The following is a 13,407-nucleotide window of genomic DNA, read 5'->3' on the forward strand; positions in this document are numbered from 1 at the left end:
CGAATGGGTGTCGGACCATTCGTACAGCCCTAGAATTTCGAACCTTTGCCGGGCTGGGGCGCCGGTAGCGAACGCCTAATTACTGTGCGACAATCCGCCGTCTACGCACACACTAAGACATAATATTGCCTAGCAGTTTCACTTGTGCCCGCATCCGCTCACTCACGAACACTTTGTGCGTCGGGTGATAGCCGAGTGTATTGTTGGCGGCCGGGATAGTCAGGTAAAAACGTTTGCACACACTCCAGGCAAGCTCCCAGAACCTTTTCGTGATTGCTGCTCGACCCCGACGATGTTCCGTAGCGTTGAGTCCGCTAAGCGCGACAGGCGGTAGCTTTTCTACTGTTACATCGACATTACAGCACCCGCCGCTTATGCAACTAAGCCTGCAAGCCAGCTTGTTTATCTGGTGTAGAAGCAGCGGTGTCCATCAGATGCCGACGCCCCACGCCCACACAACTGGCGAAGTGATTCATTAATGGATCTCCTTTCGTCCGCACTTCCGAAAAACTTGCTTAACGAGCGTCGAATCTTTTGCGGCGGCATGTGCTCTAACGCCGCTCATCGCCAGCGTAGGGACATCATTACGGCCATCGTTGGCCCCTCGCTTTCGTTCAGAGACAGCAATTCTCTGCTCTCGGCAGCTTTGCAAGCGGTACCGGGACCACGGGAAGCGCAAAGGCGTTGCTGGCCTCTGAAAACAATATTTATCTCAATTTAAACCGGATTACGAAGGGTGGACCAAGCCTGTGAGAAAGGGAATGCTTCTATGCCTCAATTGAAACAGCGTCTGAAGAACGGGATATATCAGGCTTATCGCGGCCTGCCGTTGTCTACCCACCGCCGCCGGCAGATCAAGAACTTTCTTTTCCGCTACCTGGGGCCCGTCTTCAAGGACTTGCATGCCTATAAAGCATGGGTGCATTACCATGAGCAGCTCCTTCGGGATAAAGAGTCAGAAGAAGACTCGATGATTCCCAAGGCTGTTGTATTTTCTGAGCCCCCGGTAGCAAACGGTGTGTGGGAGTGGGACGACTATCGCCATATTCGATCCCGTATTGCCGATGCGAAGAGGACAGAAAGAGCCCGCCGCTCACCTGAGCCGATTGAGGTTCTGGACTTCGAGGCCTCTGAGCTCGCCGAGATTGCCACAGCGCTGAACTTCAACGGGCTTGGCGCGACTCCGCTGGTCTCGATCATCATTCCGGTCTTCAATAACGTTAAGCTGACCCTCGAATGCCTTGCTTCCATCGAGCGTCATCTTCCTGAGGATATGGCGATCGAGGTGATCGTCGCCGATGATGCGTCTTCGGACGACACACAGGCGCTCATTCAAGCGGTGCCGAATATCAAGTACGTGCGCGGCGAGCAAAATCTTGGGTTCCTGCGCAACTGCAATCGGGCCATGGCCCAAGTTACCGGCAAGTACACAATTTACCTGAACAATGATGTACAGGTGACCGAGGGCTGGCTGCAAGCGCTGCTGTCCACATTCGATACTTATAAAAACGTCGGTGCCGTCGGCCCGAAGTTCGTATATCCGAACGGCCACCTGCAAGAAGCAGGCGCTTCACTGGCGCCCGACGGCATTTCGACCATGGTCGGTTTTGGCGAACATCCAGACGAGCCGCGTTTCAATTACACACGCCGCGTCGACTATGTTTCGGGCGCATGCCTGGTCGCTCCTACCGAACTGCTGAGGAAAGTGGGTGGCTTCTCGGAAGAGTTCCTGCCTTGCTATTGCGAGGACAGCGACCTGTGCATGAGCATCAGGGCGGCGGGCTACGAGATCTACTACAACCCGGATGCGACGATCATTCATCACTTGTCGAAGACGACCGCCGCTACCGACAATGCTTTCAAGATGGAATGCATTTCCAAAAACGTCAGCGTCTTGAACAGGAAGTGGGCGTCCGCAATCGAGAAGAAATTCGACCCGCGGCTGATTACGTTCTACCTGCCTCAATTCCATCCCGTTCCCGAAAACGACCTCTGGTGGGGCAAAGGGTTTACCGAGTGGACGAACGTCAGCAAGGCGCGTCCCAATTTCGTCGGTCACTACCAGCCACGCATTCCGGCCGACCATGGCTACTATGACCTGCGTCTTCTTGAGGTCTTGAAGTCTCAGGCAGAGCTTGCACAGCGCTATGGCATCCACGGCTTCTGCTTCTATTACTACTGGTTCGACGGCAAGCGTCTGCTGGAGCGTCCGGTAGAGCAACTGCTGCTGAGCGACAAGCCTGATATTCCGTTCTGCCTCTGCTGGGCGAACGAAAACTGGACACGCCGTTGGGACGGTCAAGAGCAAGAGATCCTGATGGCTCAGGCTCATACCGAAGAGGACGACGTGGCGGTCATTTATGACCTGATCCGGTTCTTCAAGGATGACCGATACATCAAGGTGGACGACCGTCCATTGATCCTCATTTATCGAGTGACGCTGTTCCCCGACTTCGCCAAAACCGCCGCAAGCTGGCGCAAGGTCTGCCGTGAGCAGGGGCTTGGCGAAATCTATATCGCCATGGTCGAGTCGTTCGAGCTGTCTCATGCGAACACTCATCCGTCGGAGTATGGCTGTGATGCTGCCGTTGAATTCCCTCCGCAGGGGATGGCGGAGATCAAGCCACCGAGTGGCGAGGTCATCAATCCCGAGTTTGCGGGGCATGTAGCGGACTACCGTGACATCGCTGTGAGATATGCGTCCCGACCTGCGCCTGGCTACACGCGCTTCAAAGGTGCAATGCCGGGCTGGGACAACACGGCACGTCGTCAGCACGCCGGTTTCTGCTTCGAGAAAGCCTCACCGGGAGCGTTCCAGGCTTGGCTGGAGGAATCCATCGTCGATACCCGAGAACAAAACTTCGGGGATGAGCGACTGGTGTTCATCAACGCCTGGAACGAATGGGCCGAAGGTGCCTATCTGGAACCCGACCGTCGCTATGGCCACACCTATCTCGAGGCTGTTAGCAACGCGCTGGACGCTTCGCGTCTGTTGAACAAAAATTAAGCGGCTGGAACCTGATGACTCGCATAAATAACGACAGTAGTGACGTGTGCCTCGCTGGCCATCCGTTTGCGCCGATTGGAATGGGTGAGCACGTTCGCGCCACGTTTCGCTCGCTTCGAGCCGTGTACACGCCTCCCAGGCTCCACGACATTTACAAACTGGTGCAGCCCAACGAGGCCGAAGTCGCCGAGTTTTCTGGAGCGATGATCGAAGAACCCGCGCCGATCAACGTCTTCCATATCAACGGAAACGAGGTTGACCAGGTCTGGACGCACATCAGCCACAGTCGGCCATGGACGGGATACAACATTGTGTATCCACTGTGGGAACTGCCCCGCTATCCGAAGGAATGGGCAGTCGAGCTTGATCGCTTCGATGAGATCTGGGCCGCGTCGCGGTTCGTCATGGAAGGGTTGCAGGAGGTCTGCACCAAGCCGGTAGTGCACATGCCTCTGGCGACGGAAATCAAGCTCGATAGCTTTATGAGCCGCCGCTTTTTCGGCCTGCCCGAAGCGGATTATGTGTTCCTGTTCTTCTATGACCTGCGTTCGTATTCCGCCCGCAAAAACCCTCAGGGTGTGCTGGAGGCGTTCAAGAAGCTCGTTGAAAAACGGCCTTACACCAAGACGCATCTCGTGATCAAAGTGAACGGTGTCGACACCAATCCCCAAGCCTTTGAGGACTTGAAGCTACAGGTCCACGAGCTGCATGGCCGGGTCACGCTGATCGACAGGATGATGAGCAGTAATGAAGTTAAAAACCTGCTGCGATGCAGTGATTGCTTCGTCTCCCTTCATCGTTCCGAGGGCTATGGCTTTGGTATCGCCGAAGCCATGGTGCTGGGCAAGCCGGTGATTGCCACTGCTTACTCGGGGAATATGGATTTCATGACCGAAGACACCAGCTTGGCAGTGGGGTACCACTTGGTGCCAGTGCTTGAGGGTGAGTACCCGCACCATGAAGGCCAACGTTGGGCTGATCCTGACTATGAGCAAGCGACAAGCTACATGGTCAAGCTGGTCGATGATCCTGCAATGGGTCGAGCTATAGGCAAGAAAGCGAGGCTGCACATGCAAAGCTATTTTGACTACCGGTCAACAGGATTGCGCTACCGCGACAGGCTCAACGAGATTCGCGCCGCGTTACGCAGCCAATGACGTGAAGCGGCTTCTGGAGCCGTTTCGCTTTTAGCTGAACAAAAAAAACGCCTGATGACATCAGGCGTTTTTTTTGTTTCTGGCAGGCAAAAAATTATGTCATTGCAGGGGCTGTAGCCATCTGTCGGCGCCAGTCGGCCAAAATGCTCTCCAGCGTTTCGCTCAGCGGTGTTGTCGGCGCCCACCCAAGCTCGTTCCGGATACGACTGTTAGAGCCCGCCGCGACAGGAATGTCGGAGGGACGTAAACGGTCCGGGTCGGTTTGAACCTCGATTGCCAGTGAACTGAGTTTGAGCAGCTCATCGAGCATCGCCTGAATCTTTTTGCTCGCGCCCGATGAGATGTTGTAGATCAGGTGATCGAGCTTTCCATCTTTAACCGAGAGAAACTTCGCATACGCGTCGCACACATCATCGACGCTCAAGAAGTCCCGACTGGCGTCGAGATTGCCCACCTTTATGGCCGGGGACTGCAAGCCCGCTTCTATCGAGGCGATCTGCTTTGCAAAAGACCCCGTCACGAAGTCAGCACTTTGCCCTGGGCCGATGTGGTTGAAGGGGCGAACGATGACTCCATTCATGCCCTGGCGAAGATACTGCAGCATCGATATCTCTGCTGCGAGCTTACTTGCCGCATATGGGTTCATCGGTGCGCAAGGCGCCTCCTCGTCCAGCAGGCTGCCCGATTTGAACGACTCGCCATAGACTTCAGATGAACTGACGAAAAGCGTAAAGCAGTCGGGCGCATGAGCTTTCAACGACTCCAGCAGATTCATGGTGCCCATGACGTTGGTGTTCCACGTCAGCAACGGGTCCTTGAAACTGATGGCGACGTTGGAAATGGCAGCAAGGTGCACAAGGTGGGTCGGGTTTATCTGCTGGATGACCGTGTCGACATTCGCGCGATCACAGATATCCAGTACGGTGTAGCGAAGGTCCGCGTCCTGTTCGGTTGGCAGCGAGCCAACCGTCCCGAACACTTCATGACCCTCCCGCAAGAGACGTCTGTGAAGCACCTTCCCGACAAAACCGTTGGCCCCTGTTAACAGAATCCTGCTCATGCCAAATACTCCAAGTCCGTTACTTTTTTACCAGGGGGCGGTACAGGAAGAGCGTCACCTGCGAGTCGATGCCGGGTCAGAACGAGAAGCCCAGTTCGTTGCGGCGCAAATCGGCTTCGACCATCATGCGGCACAGCTCTTCCAGCGAGGTCTTGGCTTCCCATCCAAGCACTCTCCGGGCTTTCTCGGGGTTGCCCAGCAACTGTTCCACTTCGGTAGGGCGATAGAATTTAGGGTTCACGGAAATGAGCGTCCGGCCGGTGGCTTCGTCGATACCGGTTTCGTTTTCGTTCTCACCCTTCCAGGTAATGTTGATGTCCACTGCCTTGAAGGCGAGGGAAACGAAGTCACGCACCGATTCCATACGGTTAGTGGCCAGCACGAAAGTATCCGGCTGATCGGCTTGCAGCATGCGCCACATCCCTTCCACGTACTCCTTGGCATAACCCCAGTCGCGCTTGGCGTCCATGTTGCCGAGTTCCAGGCGGTCCAGCTTGTTCAGCTTGATCTTGGCGACACTGTCGGTGATCTTGCGGGTTACGAACTCTCGACCACGTAGCGGTGATTCGTGATTGAACAGGATACCGCTGGTGCCGAAAATGTCGTATGACTCCCGATAGTTGATAGTCATCCAGTGGGCGAACAGCTTCGCGACGCCGTAAGGGCTGCGCGGATAGAACGGGGTGGTCTCGACTTGCGGCACTTCCTGGACTTTACCGAACATCTCGGAAGTCGACGCCTGGTAGAAGCGGATCTTGGGATTTACGATTCTGATCGCTTCCAACAGATTGACCGCGCCCAGGCCGGTAATCTCGGAAGTGGTCATTGGTTGGTCGAAAGACACGCCGACGAAGCTTTGCGCTGCCAGGTTATAAACTTCAGTCGCCTGGGTGCGCTCAAGCAGACGGATGCTGGTCGAGAGATCAGTGAGATCGTATTCAACCAGATGCAGATTTGGATGTTGATCGAGCCCCAGTTCGTTGAGCCGCCAGAAGTTGACAGAGCTGGTACGGCGATAAGTGCCGTAAACGGTATAACCTTTGGCGATCAGAAGTTGCGCCAAATAAGCACCATCCTGGCCAGTGATACCAGTGACAATAGCGATCATAAATCCTCCAAGATTCAATCCCTTCGCGACCCTCGACGGAGCCCAGGGGGGTAATAGATCAACGGGGCCATGATACTGACTATGGGCCTCAATGACGAGGTCGGGAGCGCGCTGCCGCGCGCGTTGCCACGATGTCTCAGGCTAGCAGGCCAGCCATGATTTGCTCCTCCGACAGCGCGTCCGGAGCTGAAAAATGCAGGAAATGATGCCGGGGGGCAGGAGAGGGCGTTGCATCGATGACTCTCGCCCGTCGCCGCTTCAAGCACGCAGGCGGGCGAGAGCAGGCTCGCTTAACTACTTCGCGCGACCATAGATGTCTTCCAGGCGGACGATATCGTCCTCGCCCACATAGTCACCGCTCTGCACCTCGATAAGCACAAGATCGATCACGCCAGGGTTGCTCAGCCGGTGTTGGTGGCCGGCGCGAATGAATGTGGATTCATTGGTGTTGAGCATGAATTCCTTGTCCCCGTTGACTACCGTCGCCATGCCGCTGACAACGATCCAGTGTTCACTGCGGTGATGATGCAACTGCAATGACAGCGACGCCTTCGGCTTCACGACGATCCGCTTGATCTTGAAGCGATCACCGTTCTCAAGCGTGGTGTAGGTTCCCCACGGGCGATGTACCGTACGATGCAGCAAATGAAGTGTATGCCCGCTGCTCTTGAGTTGGCCGACGATGTGCTTCACATCTTGAGCGTGATCCTTGTGCGCAATCATCAGCGCATCCGGCGTGTCCACCACCAGCAAATCCTCGACGCCTACCAGCGCTGTGAGGCGATCTTCGCTGTTGACATAGTTGTTGCGCGAGCCGTGAGACAACACCTCGCCTTCAAAACGGTTGCCATTGTCGTCCCTGGCAGTGAGCTCGCTGACGGCATTCCAGGAACCGATGTCGCTCCAGCCGATGTCGCATGGCACGGTTGCTACACGGTCTGAACGCTCCATCAAGGCGTAGTCGATCGAGATGTCCGGGACTTTCGCAAAAGAATCGGCGTCGACCGCGAGGCAGTGATAGGCATCACCCTGCGTCAGCCGCGAGCTCGCCAGAGAAGCCGCTGCCGCATCCAGCACGTCCGGGGCATGCTTGGCAAACTCCTCGAGCACTGTCCCCACCTGGAAGCAGAACATGCCGGCGTTCCAGAAGTAATTGCCTGCCGCGAGGTATGACTCAGCTGTCTTAAGGTCCGGCTTTTCGACGAAGCGCGCAACTTTCAACCCCTCATCTGTCCCAATCGCATCGCCAGCTTCTATATAGCCAAAACCCGTTTCCGGATACTGGGGCTGAACGCCAAACGTCACCAGCCAGCCCTGCGATGAAAGCGACACCGCTTTCGCGACGGCTGAAGCAAAGGCAGCCTCATCCTGGATCAGATGGTCGGCGGCAAGCACCAGCATATGAGCGCCATCACCTTTCAATCCCTGAATCTGCAGCGCTGCCATCGCAACCGCTGCTGCAGTATTGCGACCGAACGGTTCGAGAATGAAGCCCTGAGCCAGCCCCGCCGTGTTCACGCTGCGGTACTCATCTTCTGTCTTGAACAGCAACTCACGATTGGTCACGGTCAAGACCTGCGAAATGCCCTTGAGCGAAGCGGCGCGCAAGAATGTTTTCTGGATCAGATTCTGGCCATCCGGCAACGTCATGAACGGCTTCGGATGGGCCTCGCGGGACACGGGCCACAACCGGCTGCCAACGCCGCCAGAGAGAATTACGGGTATCAGGTCCATGTGATGATCCTTAGGTGCAACTCGTAGTTATATGGTATGCGTGCGTGGCTGGCCGATCTTAGCTGACTGCCAGATCAGTCTAAGAGACATGTGTAAGCATTTATATGGAGGAATAACATGGTATCTTGATCAGCTGGGCTCAACGCGCACATACGTGCGGAGGATACCAGAGAAAAACCGCGTACGTGGCTAAGACCTTGGGTTGGCGATGATGAGGGTGAGGAGCGTCGGGTATGTCCAAAAAACTACCGAGCTGATCGCTAAATTCGTGGGAAACAATCTTGTACGAATGCTTCCCAATCGAGTCCGGTCAGCTCGCAGCGATATGCTTTTTATACTCTTCGGTAGCTTGGTTTATATCGATTCTCACAAATTCACCTATTAATCCTGCCGCTTTTAGATTGTCGAGTACTATGTTGGGGTTGATCAGGTATGGTCCTGCAAAAGTTGCTGCTTCGATATTTGCTCTGATATAGGTCGGTTCTAGTCCGATAACTTTGTCGAAAGCCTCAAGTGTGTTGTAAGTCGTGCGATGCCGAGGTTCGCGCTCGATATAAAATACGCGAGTGCCTTGGCGACTAAACATAAGGTTATGCATAGCACTTCCAATGATCCCGCAGTAAATGTTTGATTTTCTGGAGATTTTTATTTGTTCTGGAACGCTTAGTTGTTCCGGGTAAACAATTTCCCAACCTTGTCGAGCGAGCTCGTGCTCAAGCTCAAGCTCGCCAAATACAGGTCGAATAGTGAATTTTGAACGCGAGAAGTAGATGGGTTGCGGTTGTTTTGGGAAGGGACTATAGATGTCCCCAAACGTCCTGTCTGTAATCGCCGAACAGACTTGTTTGTGCACTGCAAAAGCTTCTGTGGACCCAAGTCGGATAGCTGGGTCAGGGATGGTGAGTAAAGGTATTTGGGTGGGTTCATTTATGATTGTTATTTTTTCTTTCGGCCAGCCTAGTGTTTCAAGTAAAAAATCTCCTATAGGGCAAGCTTCGACTGCGCCGGGATGTGAGTGAAATATGATTCTGTCAAACTCTTCGTGTCTCATCAGTCTCCACATCCGAGCTAGAGACTCTATCAGGAAGTGTCCATAATGAGTCCTGTATAGAAAGCCACCGTAGGCAACTCGACCATCGATGCAGTTGGTGATATTGGTACTGAGCGATCCGCCTTTCATGATTGGCGCCCCTTCGCCACGGTACAAGCCTGATTCAGGAATGAATAGTCCCTGGTCATCGAAAATGCCACCGAACATCTCTAGGGAATCAGTTTTCGGAACAACTTTTGAGCTAGGCATTGCGATTGCGTTGGTGTGAACCTTTGCGTTTGGAAGTTCAAATTTTATTGTTACGCTCATAAGCTTCCTTAACCTGATTTTTGCTGCTAGGTTCAAATCTAGCAGTGGTTGCCTTACGGGTTTTATTGCGCTGGACAGCAAGAGTTTTAATCTGTTCTGGTGGTTGTGATGTCACCTTTTATCATCGCTGCCAAGTTGGCTCTAACACCTTGGCCGTCCTGTAGAATCCATTGATCTTTTGCGGGGTTGCAGTCACCGCTTTAGAGGCACGATGGAAGTCAGTAATGGACGGCCCCCAGCGGGGCCACCCTTCAGCGCCGACCAGGTCGCCTATCGCTCTCGCTGCTGTTCTTCAGACTCTTGACCCATATCTTCACGGATGATCGCGAGTTTTTCAATGCAAGCTTGTATATCGTCAAAGGGTAATGTGTTGATGAGGTTTAGTGGGATATCCCACCACTTCAAATCCAGCAGTCGCTCGACGATGAATTTATCAAATCTCGATCTTATCTCACGTGCTGGGTTGCCCCCTACGATCATGTAAGGTGGCACGTCTTTAGTCACTACCGATCCCGCAGCAACAACTGCCCCGTCACCTACAGTCACCCCGCTGACGATACAAGCCTTCGCACCTATCCATACATCGTTTCCGATGATTGTTTCCGGATGCACTTGCCATGGGATTTTGGTTGCAGACTCAAAGTCTTTATCTCTAACAAAAGGACCTTTGCTAATTGTTAGGTGATGAGTGCTTAGGAAGTCCAACGGGTGACTCGCTAGGCCTATCTCCACAAAACGGCCTAGAGCGCAGTACCTGCCCATCGTTACGTTAGCGTAAATGATTGAGTCAGCATTGATAAACGCGTATTTGCCGACCTTCGACCTGTGACCAATTGAGGCACCTTTGCCGACAAAACAAGGCGGTTCGAGGGTGACATTTGCTGTAAGGCTTGCAGACGGGTCTATATGCCCACCCTTCTCGGAGTTCAATGATCTCAGTAAGTCGATGCTCATAGGGCTACTCCAGCCTCTCGGCTGTTTTTACAGTATTAACTGCAGTCTCAAAGTGCACGCATCCTTCCGAAAGCGGCATGATATGTGCTTCGTTAGTGGATGAGATGAAAATAAGCCGGCAGTTTTTTGCGTCTTGGCTATATTTTTTATCCACGTGGAAAGTGAACCCGCAGCGTGGTGCGATTTTTTGTGAAAGAGTTTCGGCCACATCGCGCCTGATTGTAAGAGTCCGATGAAGGGAGATAACATCATCGTGATGACAGAATAAAATCTGTATGGGTGGGCGGGCGCCCGCACGGTCGACCGCCCATCCAGCAATCTGTAAATACGTGATATCTTTCTCTGTGGCCGAAGTTAAAGATTCCAAGTATCCAAAAAATGAATTTACGGAGTTCTTCGCAGTCGCAAATATTCTTTCGCCAGAGTTTGTAGCACTAATATGGATATTGTCGTTGGAGACGCTCATCGTTCTCGCGCCCCCTTCGAATATGTATCGGTTTCCTGCCAATTTGCCTGTGTTTCGACCCAGCAAGTGCTGATTAGCTATTTTCTTTTCAGCTAGCCACTGATAGCCATAGTTAATGCGCTCGATCCACCCTTTCCAGAAGGACAATGTGTCCGTTCTGGAATTCTTTGTTTCGAATATATAGTCCAGGACAGTCGCTAGTGCGTTGCCTTTTGTAACAGACTCTAACGGGTGAAGGTAATGACAGCACAGGAATGATGTGAGGCTGTCTAGGTGTTCATGGTTAGGGCTGGATATATTTTTTATGCTAAGAGATCGTTCGGAAAAGTTCAATTTTCCTCCGACGTCAAAAGCTGCCTCGCCGTATAGGAATGTAACTTTTCCTAAAAGCAAAGCTTCAAACCCAACCGAGCTGTTGATAGTCGCGACTGCAGCGGCTTGTGCCAATATGTTTATAGACTCAAATGCCGTTGCTGTGTGGGGCATAACTGTTACGCGCTCTCCAAGCGTGCGCGCATAATTAAGCGCCTTCGTTTGTGCGATCAAGTTGAATGTACGCCCAACCGCCGCCGGATGTCCTTTAACTACTACGTCTAGACCAATGTCTAACGCTTGAGGGATAACGTGACGAAGAAAAGCCTCTGGCGTTTTGAATTGTGAGTACAGTTGGGTGTTAAGGTCGTCCTCGAGCTGTAGAGGAATGAATAGATAAGGTCTTGAGTCGCTTGAGCGGCTCATTGAGTTGTTATTAGACGTCGTAGCAACATCGATGAGCCCCACCTTCTTCTCATCGTTCCAATCTTTTCCGTGCCGGGTTACCCAAGTTTCTCGTGGGACGGTAATTTCTGGTGTTAGTTCAGGGAGAGGTGCTTTCAGTACCGCTGCCGCACCATTTGTCCCATCTGGATCAAGGTAAATTGTTTGATGGAATGGTGCTCGCGTTGGCCCATATTCTGCGTGCAGAATCGCTATGTCATTGTCCAGGCAAAATTTCCGAACTGCTCCGTTGTCCGACCATAGAAGTACGGCATCAAACGGGTACTCCTTATGGACTCGTTCTAGGACAGATACGTAGAAATCACATAGAGGGCCTTCTCCCTTCACGAGTGAGAGCCATTCATGGATAGTCTTCAGATTCCACTGGCCATAGAAATTTTCCAGCAGTTGGTTCTCTTGGGACGTGAATCTCAAAGATAGATAGGACAGACTCGGTGCTTCAGTAATGATCCGATCAACTATTGCGTCGTTGGATAGATAGCGAAAGTTATATCCAGCGCTTTGATCTAGTTGGAGCATTGCCTGACATAGCAAGAGCCCTACATCGTAGAATTCTTCATAATAGTTTCGGATTGGGTGTGGCTCGATATATACCAGTACGTTACGCATTTTTTTCACCCATAAATGTTGTGAGCCAGGTGTCGATCTGAGGGGCTGTAGAAACAAGACGTTCGATGCGAGTTATCTCTAGCTCTCGCTCGGCGGCGTCTTCCATCTTCTTGCTATTGAGCGCTGCCTCCCACTCCTCAGGTGTTCTGCATTTGTGCAGCAGTGGCGACTCAAATCTATCGATATCCGGTATAGGCGTTGCAATTACATCGCATCCTGCTAGCGCCGCCTCAAAAAACTTTAAACCGCTCTTCGACCGAGTAAACATGGTGTCTTCAAGCGGGGCTAAGACAGTTGCACATTCCGCCATGGTTTTCGCAAGTTCATGAAACGATACTAGCGGTTTCGTAACTACTTGGTCGCCAAGAGCAGCAAATTCTTCCGGTACTTTTAGTGGGCCCACCAAAAGAATTCTTCCACCGGTCTTCGCTAATAAGGCAGCAATGTACGGGGCAATCATTGCGAAGTCTTTGTCGTGGGTGGCTGTGCCCGAGAAGTATCCGAGTAAAAACGGCCGTAGATGGATTGGGTTGTTTTTTCGCGCAACCCTAGATAATCCCATGAAGCCGGGGTCAATAGAGTTGCTCAATACGATGGCTTCGCTTCCGGGGAAGAGATCCAGTGCATGCTCCCTCAGTGGAGATGTCGAGAGCGAGAATCGACTGAATAGGCTGGATGCATCATGTGTCTTTGATAGGTAAGACCTCACTGCACGGGACTCACCGCCTCTGACACGTACCATTGGGGTCATATCCGCGTAGCGCACATCGAATATCAAATCGTCAAAGTCAGCGATGGTGATTCTGTTTTCCACATCCTCTAACAGGAAGTCGCTCAATTCCTGAGTCAAGTATGGGCGGTGAAAAATATACGCGTCGAATTCTGGCAGGGTCTTATAAGTCGCTTGAAAGGTAAGCTGCGACATAACTGAGGCGGAGTGACCCCTCCTGATCAGCTCACTTGCGAAATTGAAGCACCGGTACCTAACTGACGGGTCAAAATAAGGGCGTTCATTTCTTGACGTCCACGAGATAAAAAGAAAATTCTTTAACATTTACGCCTCTAAGATTGCAGTATTAATAGGTCAGTTATCCGCAGGGAGCCTTGATGTTTCTTTTGTGGTCCGAGTTCATCTAAGCTAAAACATTGCCGTACATGTATGATTTAGCCCACGG

At 52.5% G+C, this 13,407-nt stretch carries 9 protein-coding genes; 2 read left to right on the forward strand and 7 right to left on the reverse strand.

The window, feature by feature from the left end; genetic code table 11:
- Positions 1-769: 769 nt before the first annotated feature.
- A complete protein-coding gene (locus tag BWR59_RS30280) occupies positions 770-3,007 on the forward strand; it encodes a glycoside hydrolase family 99-like domain-containing protein (protein WP_143490984.1) in 2,238 nt (745 codons plus the stop codon).
- A gap of 14 nt (positions 3,008-3,021) precedes the next feature.
- Positions 3,022-4,164, forward strand: coding sequence for a glycosyltransferase family 4 protein (locus BWR59_RS30285; protein ID WP_081569335.1), 1,143 nt, complete (start codon positions 3,022-3,024; stop codon positions 4,162-4,164).
- Positions 4,165-4,258: 94 nt separating this feature from the next.
- Here BWR59_RS30285 and BWR59_RS30290 read toward each other — a convergent pair whose 3' ends face one another.
- The 7 genes from BWR59_RS30290 to BWR59_RS30320 form a co-directional block, all read right to left on the reverse strand.
- The gene (locus BWR59_RS30290; RefSeq protein WP_081569336.1) at positions 4,259-5,224 is read right to left on the reverse strand and encodes a GDP-mannose 4,6-dehydratase; all 966 of its coding nucleotides are present in this window, start codon (positions 5,222-5,224) and stop codon (positions 4,259-4,261) included.
- 76 nt (positions 5,225-5,300) lie between these two features.
- Positions 5,301-6,332: a GDP-mannose 4,6-dehydratase gene (gmd, locus tag BWR59_RS30295; RefSeq protein ID WP_081569337.1), complete on the reverse strand. Its 1,032-nt coding sequence runs from the start codon at positions 6,330-6,332 to the stop codon at positions 5,301-5,303.
- 294 nt (positions 6,333-6,626) lie between these two features.
- Positions 6,627-8,066, reverse strand: a complete 1,440-nt coding sequence (locus BWR59_RS30300; protein WP_081569338.1) for a mannose-1-phosphate guanylyltransferase/mannose-6-phosphate isomerase — start codon at positions 8,064-8,066, stop codon at positions 6,627-6,629.
- A gap of 310 nt (positions 8,067-8,376) precedes the next feature.
- Positions 8,377-9,426, reverse strand: a complete 1,050-nt coding sequence (locus BWR59_RS30305) for a glycosyltransferase 61 family protein (protein ID WP_081569339.1) — start codon at positions 9,424-9,426, stop codon at positions 8,377-8,379.
- Between the two features lie 270 nt (positions 9,427-9,696).
- The gene (locus tag BWR59_RS30310) at positions 9,697-10,380 is read right to left on the reverse strand and encodes a CatB-related O-acetyltransferase (protein WP_081569340.1); all 684 of its coding nucleotides are present in this window, start codon (positions 10,378-10,380) and stop codon (positions 9,697-9,699) included.
- 4 nt (positions 10,381-10,384) lie between these two features.
- The gene (locus tag BWR59_RS30315) at positions 10,385-12,232 is read right to left on the reverse strand and encodes a hypothetical protein (RefSeq protein WP_081569341.1); all 1,848 of its coding nucleotides are present in this window, start codon (positions 12,230-12,232) and stop codon (positions 10,385-10,387) included.
- Positions 12,225-13,070 carry a glycosyltransferase family 1 protein gene (locus tag BWR59_RS30320; RefSeq protein ID WP_143490985.1) on the reverse strand — a complete coding sequence of 282 codons (846 nt, stop codon included), beginning with the start codon at positions 13,068-13,070 and terminating at the stop codon, positions 12,225-12,227. The genes BWR59_RS30315 and BWR59_RS30320 overlap by 8 nt, the downstream gene beginning before the upstream one ends.
- Positions 13,071-13,407 lie beyond the last annotated feature (337 nt).

Source organism: Pseudomonas sp. Bc-h (genome assembly GCF_002080045.1).
Lineage (GTDB): Bacteria > Pseudomonadota > Gammaproteobacteria > Pseudomonadales > Pseudomonadaceae > Aquipseudomonas.